Consider the following 26,918-nt stretch of genomic DNA (forward strand, 5'->3'; position numbering starts at 1 on the left):
TTTTGACGGTAATGGTTTAATTCAGAAATTGATATCGCACTATTTTTACTAAATTTTGGATATTCACTTTTGATAAGTTTAAATATCGATTCCCTAATCTGCTTTGCAGGAATCATTTCAGATTTTGGGAATTCCTGCCCTGATAGTGTACTTTTTAATAATTCCATGGTGGTTTTTTTTTTTGTTTTATTATCAAGAAAAGGATTGAAACCCGCTAATTCCATTGCTTCCGATAGCTAACTCGATCACAAATCAACACAAATATAAGACGTTGTTATTATGGTGTTTACTAATTTTTTCGCGAATCTTACTTTCATTCCAAAGTTTTATTTGAGTTGCAACAGTTTGATTTTAATCCACATGATAAACATTGGCAATGTACTTACCAAGGTGAAAATTAAAACGATGGCGGTAAAGTGTCTTTTTACCCAATCAATTTGACCTAAAAAGTAGGCCGCAGTCATAATCAGAAAAACCCATAAGGCCACGCTGAGAATGCTGTATTTTACGAATGTTTTATGGTTCATAAAGGCAATCCCTGCTACTAACGGTACGACGGATCGAATGATTGGGATAAACCGAGAATAAAATAGTGCTTTTATCCCGTATTTATTATAAAAATTATTTGCGGTGGTAAAGCGTTTGTGTTTTAGCCATCTTATTTTTGTGCCGTGCTTTGGCGAGAGATAAATCCCCATTTCGTATGCTACAATATTTCCTATGATACCACCTAATATGGCGGTAATGGCCGCCATCCAAAAACTTAACGAACCAGATGCCGCTAAAATCCCTATTAAAAAGAGCAGACCATCGCCAGGAAGCACCGGTGCTATTGGAAAAAAAGCGGTTTCCATAAAAATAATTAAAAAAATGACGAAATAGACACCAACAGGATATAATGTAGAGAGGTTGTCCAACCATTCATCAAGGTTTATGGTGAATTCTGTTAGCATGATTCTAAGATAATTTTAATCGGTAATATGAATGCCACTTTTATGAGGGCTTATGACCAAAGCTGTCGTCAACTTTATGTATTGATAAAGATCAATTTATTGCGATAAAACATCCTAAGTCTTTAGTTTCTTTATTCTATGTCATGTTCAAAAAAGGAATGAGGTTCCAACTAAAGAAAAAACGGTAGCACAATAGCTGAAATCTCCAGCTGAAATCTCCCTCACAAGAGTAGTTCAATATTAAGCCAATAAAAAATCTTAAAGTGCTACTTAAGTAGCAATTTATAAGCGTGAAGCATTCTAAATTTGAACCGTAGACTATGAGAAAGGTTTTGCATAAAAAGCTAGTAAGGAAGTTGTTTTTATCCTTTTCCCAGTGAAATCCGTGATGAAAAATAACCAAGTAAATTTATGGCCAAATGAGGACAAGTTTATTGACCAAAGTGTACACTAAATTATGGTGGCTTCAAATAATTTTGGGCGCCATTTTTATTGCTTTTGGAATTTGTATTGTGCTAGTCCCAAAAGAAAACTATGTGCATTTGAGCTTGTTTTTTGCGATTGCTATCTTGTTAACGGGGGTATTTGAAATCACGCGGGCCATCAAAAACATACCCTATTCTCAAAATTGGAGGTGGTATTTATTTGGTGGAATCGTTGATACAATGGTGGGCCTTGTTTTTTTAGGAACTATTGAATTGACGATGCAACTGTTACCCATAGTATTAGGAAGTTGGATTATTTTTAGGGGGATGCTTTATATTGTTTTGAGTCTGGAGGTTAAAAGAAGTGAATATGCTACCTGGTTTGTGTTATTGTTTTTTGGGATTTTGATTATTGCCATGGGTATGCTTATTTTAATTAGGCCTCGTATTGGCACTTATACCATTGTGTATGCCACAAGCATCGCCTTTATTATCACAGGAGTTTTTCGAGTGACCTTAGGGCGGAGTTTGTATCAGCATCGATTGAAATAATCAATAACAAGGATGTTGAAATGTTTAGACATGACTTTACGATGTTGAAATCCTCTTAAAAAATATGCTCAACTTTTATTTAAGCTGAAGGACTTGCTATTTCAGAATTAAACTGTAATTTGTAGGTGCTATTTTCATCTAAGAATCACTGATTGTCAGTTTTAAATTCTAGATAAATGAGATTCTTTTATTGAAATATAACTTCTAATTTCAATAACACTTCGATTATGAGGAATTTTTTTTTAACCTCGACGGCTGCACTACTAATTACCCTCGCGTTGGCTGTTTTTTTAAGTTCAAATTGGTATGTTCTTTTTGGGATTGTGGTAATCCTGACGGTTTTGGGATATTATGATCTTTTTCAAACCCGACATACCATTATGCGGAATTATCCCGTATTGGGGAGACTGCGTTATTTAATGGAGGAATTACGCCCAAAAGTGTATCAGTATTTTGTTGAATCTGATATTGATGGTCGTCCCTTTAATCGGGTGGATCGCTCAACGGTATATCAAAGAGCAAAAGGCGAACGAGACACCATTCCTTTTGGTACGCAACTCGACCTATATGCCGAGGGTTATGAATGGCTTTGCCATACAATGTCGCCCAAGCCTTTTGATACGTTAAACCATGATCCTCGCTTCATGATCGGTAATAAGGATTGCAAACAGCCTTATTCAGCCAGTATCCTGAATATTTCAGCGATGAGTTTTGGATCCATCAGTGCTAACGCCGTTAAAGCCCTGAATGCTGGAGCTAAAATCGGGAATTTCGCCCATAATACTGGTGAGGGAGGTTTGAGTGACCATCACTTAGAAGAAGGTGGAGATTTGATTTGGCAAATCGGTACTGCTTACTTTGGATGTCGGGATGAAGAAGGGAAATTTGACCGGGAGCTTTTCGCCGAAAAGTCAAGACATCCAAATGTGAAAATGATTGAACTTAAAATCTCCCAAGGTGCCAAACCTGGACATGGTGGGATATTGCCTGCCGAGAAAAATACCGAGGAAATTGCTAGAATACGACATATTATACCGTTTGTTAAAGTGGTGTCACCACCGTATCATTCCGCTTTTGATACGCCTTTGGAAATGGTAAAATTCATTCAGCAGTTAAGGGAATTATCTGGAGGGAAACCCGTTGGGTTTAAATTATGTATAGGGTATAAAAGTGAATTTATAGCTGTTTGTCAAGCGATGATAGAACTGGACATTTACCCTGATTATATTGCTGTAGATGGTGGAGAAGGAGGGACAGGAGCCGCACCGCCGGAATTTTGTAATTATGTAGGAGCTCCATTGATTGATGGCCTCGATTTTGTCCACAATATCCTCAATGGATTGGATATTCGACAACATATTAAAATTCTTGCCTCTGGTAAAATCACTTCCGCTTTTCATATGGTGCGTGCTATTGCATTGGGGGCTGACGGCTGTTATCAAGCGCGCGGTATGAAAATGGCCTTAGGTTGTATTCAGGCCTTACTTTGCAACACCAATAGATGTCCCACCGGAATTACAACGCAAGATCCTAAACTGACCAGAGGATTGGTTGTTGAGGATAAAAAGATTCGTGTGGCTAATTATCATAAAACAACACTTAAAAATTTCGCTGAACTTCTGGGAGCAACTGGTGTAACGGAAACGGAAAATTTAAGGCGTTCTCATATTTATCGTCGGGTTTCCCTCAATAGTATGATTACCTATGAAGAATTATTTCCGTCCATAAAAATAGGGTCAATGCTTAATGCTGAGATCCCTGAGAAATATAAACTGGATTTTGCTTTTGCCGATAAAACACGCTGGGGAGTTCATCCATAAGAAGCAGTTTATATCAGTTTTGTTTTTCATGTGTAATTGTCTTCATTGGAACCTATCACCGTTTACCAGATTTTAAAAAGGTTTGCAATGAACGACAAACAATTTACTGATTATAATATTTTTTTATTGTTGTCTGGTTAAAAATTTCGTCGGCCTTCAAAAGATAATGCTGATAAAGGATTTTCAACATTATATTCGTTAATGTCATCATTTTTCATTTTTGGGAAATGCTAATAAAATACTAATTTCCTGGTAAATATAAATTGATAAAAGCTATGTTTTAAGTGTTTTGCGGTTTGTGTCTTAATTCTTGGTTCTAACAGCGAAGCGGTCTTGATTCTTTTCCTGGAAAATACTGATATTTTTTATGATTGTATGCTCCTTTCTTCAAATCTAAGCGTTACATTGTCAGATCAAGTTATCTAACGAAATAATCAAAATAACTTGAAATTACTTTGGATTTATATCATTAATTATATTTCTTACAAGAATAAAATTTTACTATAAATGGATAACTTAATTACATTTTCAATTACCGTATTTACGGGCTTTTTTGCGATTACCAATCCGATATCAAACATGACTGTTTTTTTATCCTTAACCCAAGGTGCAGATGAAGAAACAAAAAGGGATATCAATAAAAGAGCAAATTTTATTGCCTTTATAATTGTACTTGTCTTTGTTTTATTAGGAAAATATATTTTCGAATTGTTTAATATCAGTATTCCTGCGTTTAAAATTACTGGTGGAATCCTTATATTTTACATCGGTTTTGACATGCTACAATCAAAGCAATCCAATATTAAAAGCCTTAAAAAAGTACAAATTGATGAAAATATTGCCGTTTCACCTTTGGCTATTCCAATTTTGGCGGGACCTGGAACCATCGTGACTGCGATGAATTTTGTGTCTAATGTGAAGCCTATTCAGGTGTTTTTAGTCATTGCTATTTTCGGATCCATGAGTTTAATCACCTATGTGACCTTTAGATTAAGCAAGTATATTGTGAAACTGGTAGGTTATAATGTAATTGCCGTAATTGGTAAAATAATGGGTTTAATTATTGCCATTATTGGTACAGGAATGATCATCGAAGGCATTAAGCTGTCTTTTAACTTGCTGGCTTAAATAGAATTAAGACAGATGGAAATATGATATTTGCTTTTTTGAAAATAGAGTGTTCGTATGAAATCAATTAATCCTTCTTCATACCACCTGCTGTCCTAGTCCCTTTAAACGACTTGATTTAATTTGACTTTCCTAACAAAATTCAAATTCTTGGTTAAATTGCACGGTACCAAATTTGGAAATATCCTATAAAACAGAAAAAACGCGCTCCCTATTCTGAAGTCCCCTTATTTAAATTGTTGCCCACCAACCAAAATAGGATTTTGTGTTGTTAGAGTATGAAGCCATTCACTTTTGCCGAGCTTAACAGAATCAAAAATTAAAATTATATAAGTTAGAACCGTAAAGGTTCATTTATAAATCTGGTGTATGTTAATTTTTTTTTGGGTTAAAAGTCTCATTTAATGAGGACAAGAACGCAGATAAAAAAAACTAACTTCATGTAATTATACTAAGACCGCTCAATCAAAAATCTACTGTAAATATTGAAATTTACGAATTAGTAATATAAAAACTAAACTCATGAGCGCGAAAAAACATAATCGTAAAAACGATAAAGATCAAGACGTTAAGCTTCAGATTCCTGATCCAGAACGTCTTCATGATATTAACCACCGCATGAACAAATTGACCAATGACGTTCAGGGGGAAGTCAGCTACGACGAAAACACACGTCAAGGTAATCAGGATTCCCATCTTAGAAAAGAAACGCAATGGAAAAACATCCAATCGGACTACAGAAAAAAATATCCCAATATCACTGATGAAGATTTAGATTACGAATCAGGTGATTTCGATAACATGACCGGTCGAATTGCAAAACGTACCAACAGAAATCGTGAGGATGTCAATAACGAGATCAGAGATTGGAACCATACCCTTTAAAAGTCTTTTCTGAAGTCAATCTTTTCCAAATTTGAAAAAGGCTGTCCTTCTTTGAAAAGATTTCTCTGAATTTAGAAACTAACTTTCGGGAATAATTGTGGTCTTTTCTGCGAAAATTATTCTGACAGTTTTATCCTGTTTTTTGACCAAACAGACTTTTAGAAAGTCTGCAGTTGTCTTAATCGGAGCGAGGCAATGATTTTTTCTGTCCGTCCAATGCCTATTACGTCCATTGTTTTACGTCTTATTTCTGATGTTGTATGCAGTAAAGAATTAGCAAAATGATGGATGGTTTAGGTGTTTCTCGTTGCCGAAATTCTCCCCGTTTCTATATCCTTGGGACTAAAATAACCGAAAGGATATAACCAGAATGTATCCTTATTTTTTTCTAAATGTGTTACTTGTAGTACTTCATTTGCATCCATTATTTTAATATATCTCGTCAATTGTATATGCGCTTTCATGATGCCAGGCAATACCGTAATATTAAAAGAACCATCTTTCTTTCTGAAAGCCCTGTTTTCATAATGCTTCATGGTACTTAAGATCCATGGGGCGTTCTTCTCGGAACCAAAAATGGCAGCTTCTATGAAACATTTTTTTTGCCGAACCCATAAAATAGGGGAAATGAAGAAGATTATTAAAACTTTTTAAAACCTGTACATCACAGTATGAAAAGACACTGATTATAATCTTAATATTAACCGAATTTAAGGTATTGATTTGTTGTTAAGAGAATCCCATTTAACAGCAGAGGTCATTTTTAATGGTCATAAATGTGAGAATTTAAGTTCTTTAAATTGGAGAATCCACTTTACTAAATTTAATTATTTGAAGTGTTGTTTTTATTTTTTGATTAGATTTAGGTATGCTTAATATTGTTTTTAAATTTTTCTAGACGTTGATCTGATAAGAACTCAGAGAGTTTGTATTTTGTGCTTAATTAATTGCATTTCAGCGATTTAAAATGGTTTTTCGTGAAACTATAATTAAATTTGAAGTTGAATAGCCACTCCCCTAAATTTGTTTCACGTAAATATTTTTCAAATGAACTTAACTAAGTTTTTAACTGTCCTTGTTTTTGCATTAACGGCCAGACTTAGCGCTCAAGATTTGCATAGCAGCGCCAATGCCGCATCCGTTAATAATGAAGCTAACAGTACGTCTGGTTGGACCGGATTGGCCACATTGACCTCCGACTCCAGCGATCCACAGCTGGGGAGTTATGCAATAAAGGCTGTATCTACAGCCAATGACGGGCGAACAGTGAGTTATCGTTTTTCGGCAGTCATAGGACAAGCCTATACAGTGCGTATTTGGGCTAAATATGGACCTAGAGTAAATAATAATTCTAGCGGTGCTTTTGCGGTTTGGACAGGTCTCTCTGGATGGGATACCACTCCAATATCGGGCACTGTTTGGAGGGAATATGTATTTAATGTAACGGCCACTTCCACAAATCCTACAATAGTAGCTTATACTAATAGTAGTGCCACAAAGCTGATTGCAGGAAATACAATTCTTATAGACAATGTTTCTATTCTTCCTACTGGGGTTTCAGATACCCAAGCTCCTACGGCACCAAGTAATTTAACTGCCAGTGGAACAACTACCACTACTACCAATCTTTCATGGACTGCATCAACGGACAATGTTGGAGTTACTGGATATTCTATTTTGCAAAACGGCACAAGTATAGGAACAACTACTGGTGCTACTACTTTTAATGTAACAGGCCTTACCCAAGGCACTTCCTACTCTTTTACGATAACTGCCAGAGATGCCGCAGGGAATGTTTCCCAAGTGAGTAATACTGCTAATGTAACTACACTGTTAGCGGGAGATACCCAAGCTCCTACGGCACCAAGTAATTTGACTGCCAGCGGTACAACTACTACTACTACCAACCTTTCATGGACGGCATCAACGGACAATGTTGGAGTTACTGGATATACCATATTGAGAAACGGCACTAGTATAGGTACAACTACTGGTGCTACTAGCTTTAATGTAACAGGACTTACACAGGGTACTTCCTACGCCTTTACGGTAACTGCCAGAGATGCCGCAGGGAACGTTTCCCAAGTGAGTAATATTGCAAACGTAACTACACTATTAGGGGGAGATACCCAAGCTCCTACGGCACCAAGTAATTTGACTGCCAGCGGTACAACTAACACTACAACCAACCTTTCATGGACAACATCAACGGACAATGTTGGTGTTACGGGATATACGATATTAAGGAACGGCACAAGTGTAGGTACAACTACCGGTGCAACTAACTTTAATGTGACAGGGCTTACACAGGGTACTGCCTATTCTTTTACGGTAACGGCTAGGGATGCCGCGGGGAATGTTTCACCATCGAGCAACACCGTAAATGTTACCACAACTGGTAGTGCCGGAATAATTGATTATACTTCTGAAAACTCAAACTTAATAACTGTGGATTGGAAGGCAAGGGATTTGTTCGCAGATCGAAACGTGGGAATTGGCACTGTCGATACACATGGATATAGGCTTGCAGTGGCGGGAAAAATGGTTGCTGAAGAAGTGAATGTGAAATTAAAGGTAAACTGGCCTGATTATGTTTTTGAAGAAGATTATATACTGCCTTCATTAAAAGAGGTAGAGAAACACATTCTGCAAAAAGGGTATTTACTAAATATGCCGAGTGCCCAAGAGGTAGCAAAAGAGGGTATAGACATAGGAAAGATGAATGCTAAATTGTTGCGAAAAATAGAAGAGCTCACTTTGTATGCTATAGATCAAGAAAAGAAGATACAGAGACTGGAACAAGAAAATAAGCGAATAGATTCAATTGCCGATAAATTAATGAAGTTGGAGCAATTCTTTAAAGAAAACCATAAATAAGCTTAGCAGCTAAATTAAAGATGAAACAGATTTATAGAATATTAATTCTTTTATGTTTTGCCCATAGCTTAAGCGCGCAAAGTATTCGGAAGAATTATCAGGAAATGACCAATTATGAGAAGACTGCACTTGTAAATGCTTTTTATGAATTAAGGAATGGACCTGATTTGTTTAATGATCTGGCCGTTTTTCATAGCCAATATTTTAATTTTGACAATACCATTGATCCAACACGTCTGGATTTGCACTTTAATCTTCCCGACGAAGCGGAGCGTGAGATATTTTTGGCTTGGCATAGACGGCAAATGTTCGAAATGGAGCAGGCGGTACAAAATATAAATCCTAAAATAAGCCTAGCGTTTTGGAATACTACAAATGATCAAGCCTTGAATTCGGCTCTATGGGATGAAAATTTCATGGGCAGTTTTAATACCAATTGGGATTTGCGTAGAAGGCTAGGGCATGATGGTCCACTGCCTACACCATCGGAGGTAAGCGTTTTGTATGGTATTTCAAATTTCTTCCAGTTTTCTAATGAGTTTGAAAGGAGAAACGTTCATAGAGGGGCACATGTTTGGACAGGAGGTGCAATGCCCACTCCTTTATCACCAAGAGATCCTATATTTTATTTCCATCATGTATATGCCGATTTTATTTGGTACAATTGGGAAGAAATCCATCATAATTCCGCATATATAACCACTTCCATGTTACGATATGATGGGACTTATGTTTTCAATGGACAAACTTTGCCCTTGGTAAATCCCAACGACATTACAGATACGAGGTCATTGGGAGTTTTCTATGGATCTGACGGATTGGCAAAACTCAACAATTATATTGTGAGCAATACGTATAGACCTGAAGAGATTTTTTATTACCAATATCGGATAGAAGTTGGTAACAATTTTATTATTCCAGAGGGTGCAAATTGTAGAATCGAGTCGGTAAACGAAATCAAATTACTGCCTGGTTTTGTGGCAGATTCTGGCTCTAAATTTGTTGCATCCATAGATGTTGCCACTACTCAGCAAAGGCCTCAAAACAAAGTTAGAGCGAAAAACCCATATAATTATGATGAAAACATCAACACCGCAATTATATGGGAGGAAGATAATAAAGATGATACACCTATAATTATAGACAGTTATCCAAATCCATTTTCAGATAAGATTACCATTAAGCTCAATAAGAATACCAATTGTACTGTAGCGGTATACAATATGATGGGGGGGGTGATTAGAGAGGAAGCCTTTCATAATACTAATACCATAATTATAAATAAATTATATGGACTTTCCCCTGGCTTTTATGTTATAAGTGTGGTAGATGCGGATGGCAAAATTCTATTGGCGAAGCGCGTTATAAAAATGTAATACGCATAAAACTTAAAATAACGAAGCCGTCTCAGAATTGATTGAAACGGTTTTTTTCATACTTTCTTCTCGGTCTCCTGTTCAAGAATGATCTTCAAATATTCAAATCTTACAAGGGTTCCGGAAGTATTGAGACACTTTCGTTATTTTGAACAATTTAAAGCGGTCTTTTATGGAACCAAAAAAAGGTTAATCTTATTTATATAATAGCTTCTTAATGCTTGTTATTGTGGTCCATATGCAAGCTATTGGGATCTCTAAATTTACAACAAGGAGGTAGGTTGTTATAGACCTTGTCGCTTGCATTTTCTGTATCTGAATCATGTCCTACTAAAGCTATTGCTTTTTTAATATCAAGAGGCGTACATTTATTTTCATCCAATATCAAGGTCAGCTGCTTTGAGGGAATATCCCAATTGGCATATTTTACTCCTTTTACATGCGATGAAGCTTTTTCAATTCGCGACTTGCACATACCACAGTTTCCCTTAACCTCGATACTTATTTTTTTGTTTTTGTCCTTACCCTGGGCATTTACATTAATGCTCAAAAAACAAACAGTGACGATTAAGAATATACTTTTAATGTTGATTGATCTTCCCATAATTTCTTTTTTTTTCGTTTTTTAAAAAATAGTTATTATTACTTGAATAATGATTTAGTGTTTTGAGCATAACTCTCATTGTCTTGATTATAAATATCCAATGAGTCATTTTCTTATTTGCAGGCGTATCTTTTAAAGATGGATTTTATCTCAGTTTGTATCTAAACCCAACGTAATAGGTTTCTCCTAATACCGGAGCATATAATATAGTACTGTCAAAATAAAGGCCAAACGGATCCTGGGCACTAATGATAGGCTTTTTTTGTACACTATTTCCCATGTTCTCGCCTCCTAAATAAAGATCTAGCTTTTCATTAACGACCCGCGTTAGTTGGGAGTTTATAATACTATAAGGTTTAGAAAATGGAACAAGCTGATATTCTACAGGATTTGTCGAGGTGTTTGGCAACCTTTGTTCACCTGTCCAATGTAGAGTGAAATCCATTTTCCATTGGCCTTCTCTAAATTTTTTGATGCTTTCATAACCTAGATTAGTGAAAAAACGATGTTTTGGCTGCAATGGTTTTTCTAATGTACCAGATAAGTAGTTTATTTTCACATCATAATATTTATAGGTGAGTCTAACGTTAAGATTTTGGATTATTTCATAATTTAAATCTACTTGTAAACTTTTTGAAATACTCTTTCCTTTCAGGTTATAGAAGGATACTTCCTGTGGGTTTTCCCAATCGACTATGACCTGATCCTTAAAATCAGTTATATAGTAATCTACTGAAAAGTCCATTGCCCTGTTCCATAGATATAATTTTTGGACAAAACCAAGACCGGTATTCCAAGCAATTTCTGGATTTAGAGAATAGAGGTTTCCATTATTGGGAATAATATGTATTGCCCTAGAGGAAGCAAAAAGTTGCTGGTTTTCAGCAAATATATTGGCAGCTCTTTTTCCTCTGCCAGCAGAGAACCGTAGGCTGGCTTTGTTCCAAAGGGAATGTCGTACGTGCAAGCGAGGCGTAATAAAACTCCCTAGCCTATTGTGATTGTCGGCTCTAATTCCTGCAACAAAGCTCAGTTTTTCAAGATTATCATAGGTGTATTCAAAGAAGGCGCCTAATGAATTGTCTTGTCTGTCAAAGTTGTGGTTGTTTACTTTTTCGTTAAAATGATCATAGGTAAAGCTGAGCCCTGTTTTGAACTTATTGTGCGAACCTCCGATGATACTGTTAAAAATGGCATTTGAATAATAGGACGTGTGTTGAATATCGTATATATTATAACCGTAATAGGAGTTTTGGTCGTGATAGCTAAAGGCCGTTTGATATCCAAAGCTTTGATATGGTAATTCTGGAAAAACGTAGCCCACCTTGGCAGAGAGGTCGAGTCTGTTCGATTTCACCTCACTTCCCCATGCATTGTTTGTGAATTTATCTGTTTTTGAATCAAAGTTTTTCTCCCCAGTTTGTTTTTCATCGAATAGGAGTTGCGCTGTAAAGAAACTGACCCATCCTTTCTCAGGATCCAAAAATTGCCATCTATTCATAAAGTTCAGTTGCTTCGCAAGCGGAGCATCCAAAAAATTATCAGAGTTCCGGTCTATTACACCATTTCTAAGATTTGAGTGTACATACAATCCAGTCGCTAATTTATTGGAAAATTTCTTATTGTATCGCGCATTTAGCTCATACCGTCCATAATTATTAGCATACATATTCAAAAAAACATTCCTATCAGTTAATGGTTTTACCAATTCACTATTTATTTGGCCGGAAATACTCTCAAAACCATTCACAACGCTTCCAGAACCTTTGGTAATTTGAATGCTTTCTGTCCAAGAACCTGGAATAAAGGAAAGTCCATATATTTGAGAAGCACCCCGAATAGATGGTATATTTTCTTGGGTAAACAATAAATAGGGACTGTTTAAACCTAGCATCTGGATTTGCTTGGCTCCGGTAACGGCATCTGAAATGTTTACATCTACGGCAGGATTCGTTTCAAAGCTTTCGGACAAATTACAACATGCCGCCTTTAACATTTCCCTGCTATCTACAGTCACTACATTTTGTACATTAAATAACGATTTTCTGATGGAGTTTATTTTTTTATTCAATACCACTTCTTCTAGGTCCAAATTGGCATGTAGCCATATTTTTCCCAAATTTGGTCTATTAACAATTATGGTATCAGTTCTATATCCTACATAACTCACAACAAGTTTTTTAAATTCTTTGTTAAATGCGAGGCTAAATTCTCCTTTAGAATTGGTAGTCGTGCCTATCGTACTATTTAGCCATACAATATTTACTTCCGATAGCACTTTGTCCTTCTGAGTATTGTTAAATTCTAAAACGGTTCCTGTTATATTTACTTGACTGTATAGGCCAGAACTCAATAATTGTAATACAACAAAAAAAGAAATTTTCATGTCAGATATTTTAACTGTGCTATTTTTTTAAGCTAGAGAGCTGTTTCCAAAAGAAATTACTTGAAGTACTTTTATTATTGTAATAATTCTAGGCTCATTTTATTCGGCAGATTAATGTTGGATAAACTCAAGTGCACATCAATATTTAAAGATAAATATATCCCAAATTTTTTAAAATATAGCATAAACAAAAGTTATTTGGTTATTACTATAAAATGCTATGGCCAAGGCATTTAAAATATTTATATTTAATCCTTATTTTATAGCCGGCAGTAATTTAAAGCTTTTACTTAATTCTTTAATCCGATGAAAATTTTGCTTATTGTAGGGGTATTGGGACTTTGTGCTTTTTGTTCAAGCAAAGAAGGGATTCATAAGGTACAAAAAACCAAGATAAGGGTAATAAATCTCAGTGAAGAACATTTTACTAACGTGATGTTATTTTCAATGAATTTTCAAGATCTTAAACCGAGAGACACCTCCGAATATCAAGTTCTGAATTTTGACCCTTTAAAAGATGATTCTTTAATTTATTGTTCAGTTGGCGGTGTCAATTTTGCCAGATATTTGGAAATACCCGTTAATGAGGTGAAAAATGTTTCTTATCTCATAGATAGTATTCAAAACGGAATTCTATATATTACTACTAAATATGAAGATTGATTGAGGCGGGTAGCGAAAAAAACTTCTTCACTTCATGTCAGATTCTAAGACCATATTAAATTGAACAGATCAATCCTAAATATTGTGTTTATGAGAATATTTTGGAATTTCAGCGGAACCTTAGCGAAAAGTATTTTCGTGCCTTGCATTTAAAAATGGGCTGTCAAGGAAATCGCAAAAACTCAAATGCCTTATAAATGTTCGATTAAAATAAACACCACGTAAATTTCTTAATGCTTCAAAAATTAAAAACCAAACCATTAAGTTAAGGGCTATTAAGGGTTTCGTTGGGACCATCACAATTCATTTATTTATCATGTTTCAAGGCAAAAGCGTATGGTTTATAAGATTTCATAGCGTTCTTTGCGAAAAACCTTAGAGCGGCTTTTGTTTAAAAAGAAACTTTAAACGAAATGGAGCACTCTAATTTAAACCCAAAGCAAAAGCGCATTGTTCGCAAGGTTATAAAATTTCTTGGCGATCTTTTGCGAAAATCCATTACGCCCCTTGCGTTTAAAAAAGAGGCATTAGACTAACTTCAATTCAAACGCGCTCAATTATTCATAAAAAAAGCCCTTCGATTAAGCAGAGCTTTATGATTTAATTTTCAGAATATTTATTTCGAACTAAAATAACTCATTCAGGACCTTCGCTAATCTAATCCCACCAATTTGCAATTGGCTGCGTGCTACGTCCATGAATTTATAAGAATACGCATAACTTAAATTTTCGCCTGGCCCAACGGAAGCATAAATCGTTTTGGCCAGATTTTGAGTTTCATTAACCCAATCAATAACAGAACCTTGTTGAAGAAACTTGACTTGTTTTTTTGAAAGGAAGTCTGCATTTGCAGCAAATTCGCTATAACTCATCTTGTCACCATCAAGCATTTGGCTGTCCCAAACTCTATGAAGGTTGGTGTCTTTATAAAACCAGTGTACTTTAATATCGTTCCCGCCGCGGTCTTCTAAACGACCAATATGCAGTGGTTGATGCAAATCGCCTACGAGATGCACTAACATTTTTAAATAAAATGCTTTGTCGGCATCTGTGGCATTCGGATCTTTAATAACGGTTTTGCAATAGGCAATTCCAGTGACCAAATCGCCTGCCGGATTCTTTTTGGAGGTTTCATAAGTCTGGTCAAAGTCCATATTCACATAATGCCAAGATTCAAATTCTTTATAACGTGGATCTGATTTAATATCATCGCTAAAAGTAGACACCAAGGCCAACGATTGATGGTTTAATATCTTTTTTATTTGGCGTTTCGTTTTATTTGTAATGTATTGATCGGCAATAGCGCCCACAACGCGGTGTCCTGTAGCACCCCATTTTAAAGCAGCTTGACTATTGAAGCTAAAAAGGATAAACGTTGTTAAAATGTAAAGGAATCTAGATGGCATTTTTACTATTTTTTATTATTTCTTTTATTAAAATTTTTATCACCTCTCGTTTTAGGCTTCTTATATTTTTTGGCTAGATCTCGATGGTAGGATCCTCCTAAGTTTTCTTTTTTGTTTTTTTCTTTTTTCTCATGAAAAGCGGGGCCAGCAATATCCTCATCACGTCGCTTTATAGGATTGTTGCGTTCTTTATTCTGCGGACGTTCTTCTTCAATAAGATCGGTAGAAATGGTAACGTCTTCAGGGATTTCTTTTAATGGAATTTCCATTTGCATCAAGTCCTCAATAGATGACACAAATTCCTGTTCCACTTCCGTAGAAAACATAAGGGCATGGCCTTCGCGTTCAGCACGACCGGTTCGACCGATACGATGCATATAGTTTTCTGGAAAGTGTGGCGTGTCAAAATTGATAACGTGACTCACATGATCAATATCCAGTCCACGCGCCATTACATCGGTAGCAATCAAGATGCGATTAGTACCTTCTCTAAACTGCTCTATGCTTCGAAGTCTATAGTTTTGAGTTTTATTGGAATGAATGACACAAACTTCATTCGGGAAAATCTCTTCGATTTTGTCGAATAAAAGATCGGCCATTTTTTTATAAGCGACAAAAATCAAGACCTTGTTGAAGGTTTCTTTATCGCGAAGCAAATGTTCCAACAAATTTACTTTGGTATAGAAATTAGGTACATTATAACGCTCTTGAGTGATGTTTTCCAAAGGTGTTCCCGAAACTGCAACGGTTACTTTTACTGGAGCTGTAAAAAAATTGGTAATTAATTCATCAACATCATCAGTCATGGTTGCTGAAAACATAATGTTCTGACGACGCTCAGGCAAGATGTCAAAAATATTTAAAAGCTGATGTCTAAAACCTAAATCGAGCATGACATCCACTTCATCAATGACCATTTTTTGAATGGATTTCAACTGTAGCACGTGGCTAACCGCCAAATCAAATAAACGACCTGGAGTAGCGACTACAATATCCAATCCCTGTGCAATAGCTTGTTTTTGAGTGTTGATGTTTACGCCACCATAAACCCCAAGGACTCTGACGTTGATGTATTTAGTAAGTTTTTCAATATCCTCAACCACTTGAACGACCAATTCCCGAGTGGGAACCATAATCATAACCCTCGGATTGTCCTGTTTTGCAAACGGCAGATTTTTAAGAATGGGCAACATATAGGCATAGGTTTTACCAGTACCAGTTTGCGCAATTCCTACCACATCTTTACCGGAAGCCACCACATTAAAAGCTTCTTCCTGAATAGGAGTAGGTGTGGTAAACCCTAAATCGTCTAAGGCGTTATATAACGGGGTATTTAAATTTAGGTTTTTAAAACTCAAGGTGTGTTTGTTGTTAAGATGTTATTAGAGTATCAAGAATTAAGTATTAAGAACTCTGTACTTCGTACTTTGTACTTTTTTCCAAGCTGCAAAGTTAAAGCTAAAATTCAACTTATACTAAATGCGTTTCGTGTATTTCGATGGTGTACGAGGCGGAGTAGGTCTTATGTTTCTCTAAAGCTACAATCCCTTCTTTGTCCTTTAAAATCTGATTGCTGTTTTCAGAATCTGCCAAACCTTGCCAAGGTTCAATGCATACAAAGTCGGCATTTGGTTTTGCCCAAATTCCCAGAAAAGGAAAGTCTTGATATTTAACACTCAAAATTTCGCCATGTTTTTTGCTTTCCAAGGTGACTTTCTTCGATTTTAAATCCTTAAAAACAAGCGCGTCTTTATCAAATAAATGGTAATTGAGGTCAATGGTGTTTGGCGTATTAAATGTAGCTTCTGTTTGACCGGTAAACAAACCGGTATTCAAATTAAGTAAGTGTGTTTGAGAAGTTTCTGGATATTCAAACTTCAAATTGTAGTCGTCATAATTCTCATCAGGATACACAGGACATTTGAAAGCAGGATGACCACCAAGACAAAAATAAATGGTTTTATCATCAATATTTTTTACTTCATAAGTGATTTTTATTGTATTTTTCAACAATTCATAGGACACTGAATATTCGAATTTAAAAGGATAACTTAGTAAAGTTTCTTCTGAATATTTCAATGTGAACGTAAGCTGATCATTGTTTTTTTCGGAAAGCACAAAATCGTCGTTGTTTCTGGCAAATCCGTGCCTAGATAGTTTATAAATATCCGTTCCATGTAGATATTCACCATCTTTTAACCCACCAACAATAGGAAATAAATTGGGTGCATGACCATTCCAAATATCCGGATTACCATTCCACATAAACTCATTAACATTTTTTACAGAAGAAATTTTTCGTAATTCGGCGCCCACCGGATGAACGGATATTTTTAAAAGCGCATTTTTTAAGCTAAACATGGTTTTGATATTTTCAACTAAAATACGAACTTCTGATTTAGTTTGTAGAATCTCATTAACTTTACTTCGGAAAATTGAATTTTGAGAACACAGCATACTTTTACGATAAAAACGCCAAACTTTAAAAGCCAGCTCTTGCAATGGAGTCAGCAATTTGAAGAAGTCGTTTGGTTGGACTCCAACAGTCATGATCAAAAATACAGCGATTATGATGTGGTTTTGGCGGTCGATGCGTTTACCTGCATTTCTACAGATAGTCAGCAAGCTTTTGACAAATTGCAGGAATATCAAACCCTGACTAATGATTGGATTTTCGGCTATTTGACTTACGATTTAAAAAATGATCTCGAAAATCTACAATCGACTAATTTTGACGGTTTAAACTTTCCGGAATTGTTCTTTTTTCAACCCAAAAAAATAGTTTTGATCAAAGGCGATCAAGTGGACATGCACTATCTGAGGATGGTGGACGACGAATTTGAATCTGATTTGAAAGAAATCGAAGAATTATCCAACATTGAAAATATTGTCGTTTTAGAGAAAATCAACATCAATTTACGAGTGACCAAAGATCAGTATTTTGAAAAGGTCAATGCAATGCTGGCACATATCCACAGAGGCGATATTTATGAGGCTAATTTTTGTCAGGAATTTTATGCTGAAAATACAACCATTGATCCCTTTGAAACCTATCAAAAGTTGAATGCCATTTCAAAAGCACCATTTGCTACGTTTTTCAAAAATCATCATAATTATGCCTTATCAGCATCTCCAGAACGTTATTTGAAAAAGAAGGATACGATAGTAATTTCACAACCAATTAAAGGAACTGCAAAACGTTCAACAGATCTTATTGCGGATGATAATTCAAAACAAGAGCTCAAAAATGATTTGAAGGAACGCAGTGAAAATATCATGATTGTCGATTTAGTACGCAATGATTTATCACATACCGCTATTAAAGGCAGTGTGAGGGTCGAAGAACTTTGTGAAGTTTACACCTTTGAGCAAGTGCATCAAATGATCTCGACGATCACGTCAATTGTTGACGAAAAAACAGCTCCAGTATCTATTTTAAAAAGTACTTTCCCGATGGGGAGCATGACAGGAGCGCCGAAAGTTTCTGCCATGAAAATCATTGAAGATCTTGAAGAAACCAAACGCGGATTGTATTCTGGCGCTATTGGTTATTTCAATCCAGCTGGCGATTTCGATTTTAACGTCGTCATCAGAAGTATCTTATATAATGCCGAAAACCACTATGTTTCTTATTCCGTAGGTGGCGCCATTACTGCCAAAAGTGATCCTTTAAAGGAATATGAGGAATGCTTGATCAAGGCGAAAGCGATGAGAGAAGTGTTAGAAAACTAACTATATTTAATAGAAAACTATGAAAACAATTATCCTAAGTCTGTGTGTTGTTTTGCTATTATCGTCTTGTAAGGAAGAAAATAAAATCCCAGAAAACTTTGATTATGGTACAATTGAGAACGGCGTCTACAGCAATAAGTTTTTCAATTTAGAATTGTCCTATAACAAAGATTGGAGCCCTAAATCAAGAGAACAAATGACCGAAATGACTGAACAAGTTCGAGAGTTTGTGAATGGGGATAATGAAAATTTGAAAGCAACTTCGAAAGCATCCGAAGTTAATTTTGCGGAGTTGTTTGCCATATTTAAGTTTCCAAAGGGGACGGTTTCTGAGTTTAATCCTTCATTGATTATCAATGCGGAAAATCTTAAAAGTTTACCGCAGATAAAGACGCCGAAAGATTATATTAATGAAACTAAAAGTATGCTGGACTCAGGGCCGTTGAATTTTGTTTACAAAGAGAAGCCCAACTCTATAACTATTGGCGGTAAAGAATTTGCCAGCATGGAAGTTTTTAGTCCAGATTATGACATCACGCAAGAGTTTTTTGTAGCTTTTGATAACGGATTTGCCATTGCTATGGTCATTTCATATAATGATGATCTTCAAAAAGAAAGTCTTCATAAAATGATCGACAATTTAAAATTCAACTAATGTTACAGGCTTTTCGACAACATCTCGACGCAGATTTAGATTTTCTTAAAGATAGCCGATTGCTCTTGGCGATTTCTGGTGGATTGGACAGTGTGGTGTTAGCACATTTATGCCATAAATTAGATTTAAAAGTGTCTTTTGCACATTGTAATTTTAATTTAAGAGGTGCAGAAAGTGATGCCGATGAAGAATTTGTGTTAGCGTTGTCAGAAGATTTAGAACTGGAGATTTTTATAGAAAGTTTTGAAACAGAAGTTTATGCCGAAGAAGAAGGCATTTCAATTCAAATGGCTGCTCGTGAACTGCGTTATAATTGGTTTTCTGAATTGGCAGAACAGCTAAATTTTGATTATATCCTAACCGCACATCATGTCGATGATAATCTTGAAACTTTCCTGATCAATTTAACGCGAGGCACCGGATTGGAAGGTTTAACAGGAATTCCTGAAGTATCGGACAAAATCGTACGGCCTTTATTGCCGTTTTCAAGAGAAACGCTTGAGAAATATGCCATTTCTGAACATATGAAATGGCGAGAAGACAGCAGCAATGCGTCAACAAAATATCTGAGGAATAAATTACGCCATGATATTATTCCGATTTTAAAACAGATGAATCCGCAGCTGCTTCAAAATTTTAAAACCACTATTTCCAATTTGCAAGACAGTCAGGATCTTATTGAAGATGCCGTTCTTGAAGTGCAGAAAAAAGTTGTTGAAGTGGCCGATAATCAGATAAAACTGAACATTAAAAAAATAAAAAAGCTCTCCAATCCCAAAGCCTATCTCTACCAATTATTAAAGGATTTTAATTTTACGGCGTGGCATGATGTGGTTCATTTATTGGATGCCCAATCCGGAAAACAAGTGTTTTCTTCAACCCATCGATTGCTAAAAGATCGCGATTTTTTGTTGCTGAGCGAAATTGATTCAGCATCTCAAGAAAATCCCATTTCAATCTTAATAGAAGATCGAGAAGTTAAAACGTTAGTTGGTCATTTGTTTTTCGACCAAGTTGATGCGATCTCAGAAACCTCAAAGAATACTATTTATGCCGATGCTGATCAAGTGAAATTTCCTTTAACCCTTCGGAAATGGCAGGAAGGCGATGTCTTCTATCCGTTGGGAATGAACGGCAAGAAAAAGTTGAGCAAATATTTTAAAGATGAAAAACTGTCTTTAATTGAAAAGGAGCATATTTGGATTCTTTTTTCTGGAGAAGAGGTCGTTTGGGTCATCGGAAAACGAGCTGATGACCGTTTTAAAGTCACAGAAAACACCACCAATATTTTAAAAATAGAATTACGATAAATGAAGTTGCAAGGTCAAATAGTCGATATCCATAACAAACGAATTTTTAGAGGCGAAGTCACTATTCAAAATGGGAAAATAGAGCGCATTGAAGCGATGCATCACAATATTGATCACTATATTCTCCCAGGTTTTATAGATGCACACATCCATATTGAAAGCTCCATGTTGGTGCCCAGTGAATTTGCGCCTTTAGCAGTAAAACATGGTACCGTGGCGACAGTGTCTGATCCGCATGAAATAGCAAATGTTCTGGGTGTTGAAGGTGTCGAATTTATGATTGCCAATGGCAAAAAAGTCCCGTTTAAATTCAATTTCGGTGCGCCTTCATGTGTGCCGGCGACTGATTTTGAATCGGCGGGCGCTATTATAGATGCTGAAGGCGTCAAAAAACTACTCGAAAATCCGGACATTAAGTATTTGGCTGAAATGATGAATTATCCAGGAGTGCTTTTTGACGATGCTGAAGTGATGAAAAAAATCGCTTGGGCAAAACATCATAATAAACCTGTAGATGGTCATGCACCCGGAGTTTTAGGGGATGACATAACAAAATATATTAGCGCAGGAATTACCACCGATCACGAGTGTTTTACCTATGAAGAAGGTTTGGAAAAACTACAAAAAGGCATGAAAATCCTGATTAGAGAAGGAAGTGCCGCCAAAAATTTTGAATCCTTGATCGATTTACTGCCCGAACATTATGAGAACATGATGTTTTGTAGCGATGACAAACATCCTGATGATTTACTATTGCATCATATCAATAAACTGTGTGCGAGAGCTGTTGCAAAAGACATGGATATTTTTAAAATTCTTCAAGTGGCTTGCCTCAATCCTATAAAACATTATGGTTTGGATGTAGGTACTTTAAATGTAGGAGATGCAGCTGATATGATTGTTGTGGATGATTTAAAAACATTTAAAACCTTGCAAACCTATATTGACGGCCAATTAGTATATGATAACGGAACTTCTCTCATTGAGAAAATAGCTTTTAAAAATCTCAATAATTTCAATACCTCTAAAAAGGAAATAGGCGATTTTAAATTTGAATCTGCCTCCAAAAAAATCCGTGTGATTGAAGCCTTGGAAGGTCAATTGGTTACCAATGAAATGATAGCTGATAGTTTGATTGAAGATGGCAATCTCGTGTCAAACTTAGAAAAGGATATTTTAAAAATGGCCGTGGTTAATCGTTATCAAGATCAGCCGCCTTCTATGGCGTTTATTAAGAACTTCGGATTAAAAACCGGTGCGATTGCGAGTTCTGTAGGTCACGACTCACATAATATTATTGCGGTCGGCGTTTCAGATGATGCCATTTGTAAAGCCGTGAATTTGCTGATTGAAAACAAAGGCGGAATTTGTGCCGTTTCTGATTCTGAAGTACAGATTTTGCCCTTACCAGTTGCAGGAATCATGAGCGATCAAGATGGTGAAACCATAGGAAAACAATATGCTGCGTTAGACGAGATGGCAAAACAGTTGGGAAGTACTTTGAAAACACCGTATATGACTTTATCTTTTATGGCACTTTTAGTAATCCCAGCATTAAAACTCAGCGATAAAGGTTTATTCAATGGAAAGGACTTCAAGTTTACCAGCGTTGCAGTCGAATAAAAAACTCCGTGAATCTCTGTAATTCCTCAGGGAAACTCTGCGGAATGCATCCAACTTAATAACAAACATCTAAACAACATACAACCTAATGCCCATTATCGATTCCACATTTAAACCACCTTTCTATTTCAGAAAAGCATTTGTCGCCACCGTATATTCCGGATTGATCCGAAAAGTCCAAATAAAACAATCGCGGGAACGGATGGAATTGGCAGATGGCGATTTTATCGATTTAGATTGGAGTTACGCGGATCAAAAATCCGATAAGGTTATTATTTTACTCAGCGGATTGGAAGGTCATGCCCAACGACCTTATCTCACAGGTGCAGCAAAACTCTTCAATCAAAATGGGATTGATGCGCTTAGTGTCAATTTCAGGGGAAATAGCGGCGAACCCAACCGAAAGTATTATGCCTACCATTCTGGCGCAACGGACGATTTGCATACCATTGTGATGCACGCGATCAAGGATAAAAATTATACTGAAGTTTATCTGAAAGGTATCAGTTTAGGTGGAAATATGGCATTAAAATATTTGGGCGAACGCGATGATCTGCCATCTGAAGTTAAAGGATGTATCGCAGTCTCCGTGCCTTGTAGTTTGGAACATTCTTCGAAACAATTGCACAGTTTTTTGAATAAACCTTTTCATGACCGATTTAGAGATAGTTTGATAGAAAGTCTGAAAGTAAAACAGGCTAAGTTTCCCGATAAATTATCTCTAGAAGAAATTAAGACCATCAAAACGCTGCACGATTTTGATGAAGTCTATACCTCAAGAGCCCACGGATTCAAAAATGCCTTAGATTATTATAGAAAAAGCAGTTGTCTTCAGTTTCTGCCTCATGTGAAAGTGCCAAGCCTTATCATCAACGCCTTGAACGATTCGTTTTTAACCCCAGAATGCTTTCCTGTAAAAGACGCAAAAAACAATCCCAATCTGTATTTAGAAATGCCACAATATGGAGGTCATGTCGGCTTTATTCAGCGCGGCGGGGTTTATTATAATGAGAAACGCGCTTTGGAGTTTGTGAAGGAAATTAATAAGAATTAAAATTTCTCGCGGAGGCGGGGAGACACAAAGAAAAAAGGCATTAGGAATGAGGTGTTAGGGATTGGTAGGAGTACCAGCATATTCAAAATTCTCCGTGAGACTCTGTGAAATCTCCGTGTAACTCTGTGTAATAACGTGTAGTGAACATCAGCAAAAATCAGCGTCACCCGCCTGAACGGACGGGCAGGTCAGCGTTCTATTGAAATGGAGTCGTTTGTGTTAATTAGTGAAATTAGTGTCAAAAAAAATCAACTTTTAAAATCTTCCGGAAACCCTTCTAGTATCAAATCCCAAAGGATAGGCAAGACGAAATACACAAACAAAGTCAAAACAATAATCGATATAATATTCATCATAAACCCTTTGCTGACCATATCCGGAATCCTCAGGTAACCAGAGCCAAAAACAACCGCATTAGGAGGCGTTGCCACCGGTAACATAAATGCGCAAGACGCAGCAACCGCAGCCGCGACCATCAAAATAAACGGATGGATATCGACGGTCATAGCCATCGGCGCCAATACAGGTAATAACATCGCCGTAGTGGCCAAATTGGAAGTGATTTCGGTTAAAAAGTTGACCGCTGTAATGAGCATTAAAATAAGAAGAAAAGTCGATAGACCTGAAAAAGTCGTCATTTGATTCCCCAACCAAACTGCTAAGCCGCTCGTTTCAAATCCGCTGGCAATGGCCATCCCACCACCGAAAAGTAAAATAATACCCCAAGGTAATTTCACAGCATCTTCCCAAGCCATCAGTTTGTGTTTTTTGTTTTTAGAAGGAATAAGAAACAATACAATGGCGAAAATGATGGCAATAATCGTATCATCCAATTTCGGAATTAATTTATCAAAAAGAAGCGAACGCGTAATCCAAAAGAATGCGGTGGTGCCAAAAACAATAGCCACCATTTTTTCTTCATAAGTGATTTTTCCTAAGGTTTTTAATAAGCGCTTGATTTCAGTTTTGCCTCCAGGGAATTCTTTCTGTTCAAATTTGAAGGCATATGTGGTCAAATATTTCCAGCAGATTAAAAGCAATAGTACAGAGATGGGAAATCCAAACATAAACCATTGTAAAAAGGTAATTTCATATCCGTAGGTATTTAAGACTACACCTGCCAAAACTAAGTTGGGAGGCGTCCCAATCAAGGTTGCAATCCCGCCAATAGAAGCACTATACGCAATGGCGAGCATGAGCGCTTTTCCAAACAAACGCGTTTCGTTTTCAATGGTATTCGGATTATCCTTGAGTTGTGTGATAATGGCGATACCGATGGGCAACATCATCACAGCTGTAGCTGTGTTGGAAATCCACATGCTCAAAAATGCCGTGGCCACCATAAACCCGAGAATTATTTTCTTGATGTCAGAGCCAATTACATTGATGATATTGAGCGCAATCCGCTTATGAAGGTTCCATTTCTCGATCGCGATGGCGATGATAAATCCGCCCATATATAAAAAAATGTATTTATGTCCGAAAGATTCGGTGGTCGTACCCAGATCCAATCCGCCAGATAATGGAAAAAGCACAATCGGCAATAAGGCATTAACTGCAATCGGAATCGCTTCGGTAATCCACCAAAGGGCTATCCAAGCTGTGGATGCCAATATAGCTCTGGCTTCTGGAGATAATCCTTCAGGCTTAAAAAACAATAAAATCAGGATAAATGATAGAGGTCCTAAGAGGAAACCGATGCGTTTAATGTTGTTCATATAGTTGGGTTGATGCGACTAAGATATGATTTTTTGATATCCATCAGGGAAATTTTTGAGTATTCCCATAAATGAATACGTTATGCGGTTTTAAGGAATTAGACATGAATTTCGAGTGCGCAGAATTATCGTTTTTCAGTATTTTAGCATCTGATTATCTGACCAGTGGAAGTTAAAGGTTGTAAAATCGCTGTCATCACTTATTTATTAGATGCTGATTTTCCACTTTGAAGTTCAAATCATTCTACCTACATTTATCAAAATCAATCGACTATGCTCAAAAAAGTTTTTGGAAGTGCTGTATTTGGTGTTGAGGCAACAACAATTACGGTAGAAGTCAATTGCGATAATGGCGTTGGGTATCATCTGGTTGGACTTCCTGACAATGCCATCAAGGAAAGTAACTTCCGAATTGCAGCAGCACTTCAAAATAACGGCTATAAAATCCCTGGCAAAAAGATCATCATTAACATGTCGCCTGCCGATTTACGCAAAGAAGGTTCCAGTTATGACCTGACGTTGGCTATTGGTATTTTAGCCGCCACTGAACAAATTCAAGCTGAAAATTTAGAGGAGTATTTGATTATGGGCGAGTTGTCTTTAGATGGGAATTTACAACCCATTAAAGGTTCTCTTCCAATAGCAATTAAGGCTCAAGAAGAAGGCTATAAAGGTTTTATCCTCCCCATGCAAAATGCGAAAGAAGCGGCCATAGTTGCTGGTTTGGAAGTGTATGGTGTTGAAAATATCAAAGAGGTTATTGATTTTTTTGATAAAAACATACCGATTGAGCGGACTATAATTAATGTTCAAGAAGAGTTTTATAAAAATTTAGATTTTCCAGAATTCGATTTTTCAGATGTCAAAGGGCAGGAATCCATCAAACGTTGCATGGAAATCGCCGCTGCTGGTGGACATAATATTATTTTGATTGGACCTCCAGGAGCAGGAAAAACGATGTTGGCCAAGCGTCTGCCAAGTATCTTACCGCCCATGACCATGCGAGAAGCTTTGGAAACTACCAAGATTCATTCCGTGGCTGGCCGAGTTAAAGACAACACTGGATTGATGTCGCAGCGCCCTTTTAGAAGTCCTCACCACACGATTAGCAACGTCGCCTTAGTTGGCGGTGGCAGCTATCCGCAACCTGGAGAAATTTCCTTGTCCCATAACGGCGTACTTTTCTTGGACGAATTACCCGAATTTAAACGTGACGTTTTAGAAGTCATGCGCCAACCTTTGGAAGATCGGGAAGTGACGATTTCACGCGCTAAATTTACGGTAACCTATCCGTCGTCATTTATGTTAGTGGCGAGTATGAATCCGAGTCCGGGTGGTTATTTCAATGATCCAAATGCACCCGTAACGTCATCGCCTGCAGAAATGCAACGCTATTTAAGTAAAATCTCAGGGCCGCTTTTGGACCGAATTGATATTCATATTGAAGTAACGCCGGTGCCTTTTGAGAAACTTTCCGACGAACGCAAAGGCGAAGCGTCCATAGATATTAGAGCGCGTGTGACCTTGGCAAGGGAGCGACAAACCAAACGTTTTGAGGAAAGTAACAGTGTCAATTATAACGCTCAAATGAATAGCAAGCAAATTCGCGAACATTGTAAGTTGGACGCCGCTTCCTTGCAATTGCTGAAAACGGCCATGGAACGGTTAAATCTGTCTGCCAGAGCGTACGATCGTATTTTAAAAGTATCACGAACCATCGCTGACTTAGAAGGTGTGGCTGATTTAAACGG

20 protein-coding genes are annotated in these 26,918 nt (G+C 36.8%); 13 read left to right on the forward strand and 7 right to left on the reverse strand.

Going from position 1 to position 26,918, the window contains the following annotated elements:
• Window positions 1-326: 326 nt before the first annotated feature.
• Window positions 327-953 (reverse strand): DedA family protein, encoded by a 627-nt coding sequence (locus ABIQ28_RS09595; RefSeq protein ID WP_348036670.1) that lies wholly within the window; start codon window positions 951-953, stop codon window positions 327-329.
• A 419-nt stretch (window positions 954-1,372) separates the two neighbouring features.
• Here ABIQ28_RS09595 and ABIQ28_RS09600 point away from each other — a divergent pair, with 419 nt between their 5' ends.
• The 6 genes from ABIQ28_RS09600 to ABIQ28_RS09625 all read left to right on the forward strand — a co-directional run bounded on the left by ABIQ28_RS09600 (window position 1,373) and on the right by ABIQ28_RS09625 (window position 10,016).
• Entirely contained in the window at window positions 1,373-1,930 is a 558-nt protein-coding gene (locus tag ABIQ28_RS09600) for a DUF308 domain-containing protein (RefSeq protein ID WP_348036672.1), read from the forward strand.
• A 227-nt stretch (window positions 1,931-2,157) separates the two neighbouring features.
• Window positions 2,158-3,750 (forward strand): FMN-binding glutamate synthase family protein, encoded by a 1,593-nt coding sequence (locus ABIQ28_RS09605; protein WP_348036674.1) that lies wholly within the window; start codon window positions 2,158-2,160, stop codon window positions 3,748-3,750.
• Window positions 3,751-4,257: 507 nt separating this feature from the next.
• Complete coding sequence (locus ABIQ28_RS09610; protein WP_348036676.1) at window positions 4,258-4,878, forward strand: MarC family protein; 621 nt, start codon at window positions 4,258-4,260, stop codon at window positions 4,876-4,878.
• A 522-nt stretch (window positions 4,879-5,400) separates the two neighbouring features.
• A complete protein-coding gene (locus ABIQ28_RS09615; RefSeq protein ID WP_348036678.1) occupies window positions 5,401-5,763 on the forward strand; it encodes a hypothetical protein in 363 nt (120 codons plus the stop codon).
• A 1,047-nt stretch (window positions 5,764-6,810) separates the two neighbouring features.
• The gene (locus ABIQ28_RS09620) at window positions 6,811-8,640 is read left to right on the forward strand and encodes a fibronectin type III domain-containing protein (protein ID WP_348036680.1); all 1,830 of its coding nucleotides are present in this window, start codon (window positions 6,811-6,813) and stop codon (window positions 8,638-8,640) included.
• A 20-nt stretch (window positions 8,641-8,660) separates the two neighbouring features.
• Window positions 8,661-10,016 carry a tyrosinase family protein gene (locus ABIQ28_RS09625; RefSeq protein WP_348036682.1) on the forward strand — a complete coding sequence of 452 codons (1,356 nt, stop codon included), beginning with the start codon at window positions 8,661-8,663 and terminating at the stop codon, window positions 10,014-10,016.
• Between the two features lie 214 nt (window positions 10,017-10,230).
• Here ABIQ28_RS09625 and ABIQ28_RS09630 read toward each other — a convergent pair whose 3' ends face one another.
• Window positions 10,231-10,620 (reverse strand): heavy-metal-associated domain-containing protein, encoded by a 390-nt coding sequence (locus ABIQ28_RS09630; RefSeq protein WP_348036684.1) that lies wholly within the window; start codon window positions 10,618-10,620, stop codon window positions 10,231-10,233.
• Between the two features lie 145 nt (window positions 10,621-10,765).
• Window positions 10,766-13,006: a carboxypeptidase-like regulatory domain-containing protein gene (locus tag ABIQ28_RS09635; RefSeq protein WP_348036686.1), complete on the reverse strand. Its 2,241-nt coding sequence runs from the start codon at window positions 13,004-13,006 to the stop codon at window positions 10,766-10,768.
• A gap of 306 nt (window positions 13,007-13,312) precedes the next feature.
• On the opposite strand from ABIQ28_RS09635, the gene ABIQ28_RS09640 reads away from it, so the two are divergent.
• On the forward strand, window positions 13,313-13,669 hold the full coding sequence (locus ABIQ28_RS09640; RefSeq protein ID WP_348036688.1) for a hypothetical protein: 357 nt from the start codon (window positions 13,313-13,315) through the stop codon (window positions 13,667-13,669).
• Window positions 13,670-14,295: 626 nt separating this feature from the next.
• Here the strand turns inward: ABIQ28_RS09640 and ABIQ28_RS09645 are convergent.
• The 3 genes from ABIQ28_RS09645 to ABIQ28_RS09655 all read right to left on the reverse strand — a co-directional run bounded on the left by ABIQ28_RS09645 (window position 14,296) and on the right by ABIQ28_RS09655 (window position 17,436).
• Window positions 14,296-15,075, reverse strand: a complete 780-nt coding sequence (locus tag ABIQ28_RS09645; RefSeq protein WP_348036690.1) for a S1/P1 nuclease — start codon at window positions 15,073-15,075, stop codon at window positions 14,296-14,298.
• A gap of 5 nt (window positions 15,076-15,080) precedes the next feature.
• Window positions 15,081-16,433: a DEAD/DEAH box helicase gene (locus ABIQ28_RS09650; protein ID WP_348036692.1), complete on the reverse strand. Its 1,353-nt coding sequence runs from the start codon at window positions 16,431-16,433 to the stop codon at window positions 15,081-15,083.
• 112 nt (window positions 16,434-16,545) lie between these two features.
• Window positions 16,546-17,436: an aldose 1-epimerase family protein gene (locus ABIQ28_RS09655; protein WP_348036694.1), complete on the reverse strand. Its 891-nt coding sequence runs from the start codon at window positions 17,434-17,436 to the stop codon at window positions 16,546-16,548.
• An 81-nt stretch (window positions 17,437-17,517) separates the two neighbouring features.
• Here ABIQ28_RS09655 and ABIQ28_RS09660 point away from each other — a divergent pair, with 81 nt between their 5' ends.
• The 5 genes from ABIQ28_RS09660 (at window position 17,518) to ABIQ28_RS09680 (ending at window position 23,449) form a co-directional block, all read left to right on the forward strand.
• Complete coding sequence (locus ABIQ28_RS09660; RefSeq protein WP_348036696.1) at window positions 17,518-18,807, forward strand: anthranilate synthase component I family protein; 1,290 nt, start codon at window positions 17,518-17,520, stop codon at window positions 18,805-18,807.
• Window positions 18,808-18,826: 19 nt separating this feature from the next.
• Window positions 18,827-19,462 carry a hypothetical protein gene (locus ABIQ28_RS09665; RefSeq protein ID WP_348036698.1) on the forward strand — a complete coding sequence of 212 codons (636 nt, stop codon included), beginning with the start codon at window positions 18,827-18,829 and terminating at the stop codon, window positions 19,460-19,462.
• Window positions 19,462-20,772, forward strand: a complete 1,311-nt coding sequence (tilS, locus tag ABIQ28_RS09670; RefSeq protein WP_348036700.1) for a tRNA lysidine(34) synthetase TilS — start codon at window positions 19,462-19,464, stop codon at window positions 20,770-20,772. The genes ABIQ28_RS09665 and tilS overlap by 1 nt, the downstream gene beginning before the upstream one ends.
• Complete coding sequence (gene ade / locus ABIQ28_RS09675) at window positions 20,773-22,395, forward strand: adenine deaminase (protein ID WP_348036702.1); 1,623 nt, start codon at window positions 20,773-20,775, stop codon at window positions 22,393-22,395.
• Between the two features lie 88 nt (window positions 22,396-22,483).
• Window positions 22,484-23,449, forward strand: a complete 966-nt coding sequence (locus tag ABIQ28_RS09680; protein WP_348036704.1) for an alpha/beta fold hydrolase — start codon at window positions 22,484-22,486, stop codon at window positions 23,447-23,449.
• A gap of 248 nt (window positions 23,450-23,697) precedes the next feature.
• On the opposite strand, the gene ABIQ28_RS09685 is transcribed toward ABIQ28_RS09680, so the two are convergent.
• Window positions 23,698-25,167, reverse strand: coding sequence for a DASS family sodium-coupled anion symporter (locus ABIQ28_RS09685; protein WP_348036706.1), 1,470 nt, complete (start codon window positions 25,165-25,167; stop codon window positions 23,698-23,700).
• Window positions 25,168-25,440: 273 nt separating this feature from the next.
• On the opposite strand from ABIQ28_RS09685, the gene ABIQ28_RS09690 reads away from it, so the two are divergent.
• The coding region (locus ABIQ28_RS09690; protein ID WP_348036708.1) for a YifB family Mg chelatase-like AAA ATPase at window positions 25,441-26,918 on the forward strand (1,478 nt) is incomplete at its 3' end.

Origin of the sequence: Gelidibacter sp. (assembly GCF_039916245.1) — a bacterium.
Lineage (GTDB): Bacteria > Bacteroidota > Bacteroidia > Flavobacteriales > Flavobacteriaceae > Gelidibacter.

What these genes read in the sequence shown, in the direction of transcription:
- ABIQ28_RS09685 (WP_348036706.1), bottom strand. Translation starts at nt 25,167, where the DNA reads ATGAACAACATTAAACGCATCGGTTTCCTCTTAGGACCTCTATCATTT.
- ABIQ28_RS09630 (WP_348036684.1), bottom strand. Translation starts at nt 10,620, where the DNA reads ATGGGAAGATCAATCAACATTAAAAGTATATTCTTAATCGTCACTGTT.
- ABIQ28_RS09610 (WP_348036676.1), top strand. Translation starts at nt 4,258, where the DNA reads ATGGATAACTTAATTACATTTTCAATTACCGTATTTACGGGCTTTTTT.
- ABIQ28_RS09615 (WP_348036678.1), top strand. Translation starts at nt 5,401, where the DNA reads ATGAGCGCGAAAAAACATAATCGTAAAAACGATAAAGATCAAGACGTT.
- ABIQ28_RS09635 (WP_348036686.1), bottom strand. Translation starts at nt 13,006, where the DNA reads ATGAAAATTTCTTTTTTTGTTGTATTACAATTATTGAGTTCTGGCCTA.
- ABIQ28_RS09655 (WP_348036694.1), bottom strand. Translation starts at nt 17,436, where the DNA reads ATGTTTAGCTTAAAAAATGCGCTTTTAAAAATATCCGTTCATCCGGTG.
- ABIQ28_RS09595 (WP_348036670.1), bottom strand. Translation starts at nt 953, where the DNA reads ATGCTAACAGAATTCACCATAAACCTTGATGAATGGTTGGACAACCTC.
- ABIQ28_RS09605 (WP_348036674.1), top strand. Translation starts at nt 2,158, where the DNA reads ATGAGGAATTTTTTTTTAACCTCGACGGCTGCACTACTAATTACCCTC.
- ABIQ28_RS09645 (WP_348036690.1), bottom strand. Translation starts at nt 15,075, where the DNA reads ATGCCATCTAGATTCCTTTACATTTTAACAACGTTTATCCTTTTTAGC.
- ABIQ28_RS09680 (WP_348036704.1), top strand. Translation starts at nt 22,484, where the DNA reads ATGCCCATTATCGATTCCACATTTAAACCACCTTTCTATTTCAGAAAA.
- ABIQ28_RS09640 (WP_348036688.1), top strand. Translation starts at nt 13,313, where the DNA reads ATGAAAATTTTGCTTATTGTAGGGGTATTGGGACTTTGTGCTTTTTGT.
- tilS (WP_348036700.1), top strand. Translation starts at nt 19,462, where the DNA reads ATGTTACAGGCTTTTCGACAACATCTCGACGCAGATTTAGATTTTCTT.
- ABIQ28_RS09600 (WP_348036672.1), top strand. Translation starts at nt 1,373, where the DNA reads ATGAGGACAAGTTTATTGACCAAAGTGTACACTAAATTATGGTGGCTT.
- ABIQ28_RS09625 (WP_348036682.1), top strand. Translation starts at nt 8,661, where the DNA reads ATGAAACAGATTTATAGAATATTAATTCTTTTATGTTTTGCCCATAGC.
- ABIQ28_RS09620 (WP_348036680.1), top strand. Translation starts at nt 6,811, where the DNA reads ATGAACTTAACTAAGTTTTTAACTGTCCTTGTTTTTGCATTAACGGCC.
- ABIQ28_RS09665 (WP_348036698.1), top strand. Translation starts at nt 18,827, where the DNA reads ATGAAAACAATTATCCTAAGTCTGTGTGTTGTTTTGCTATTATCGTCT.
- ade (WP_348036702.1), top strand. Translation starts at nt 20,773, where the DNA reads ATGAAGTTGCAAGGTCAAATAGTCGATATCCATAACAAACGAATTTTT.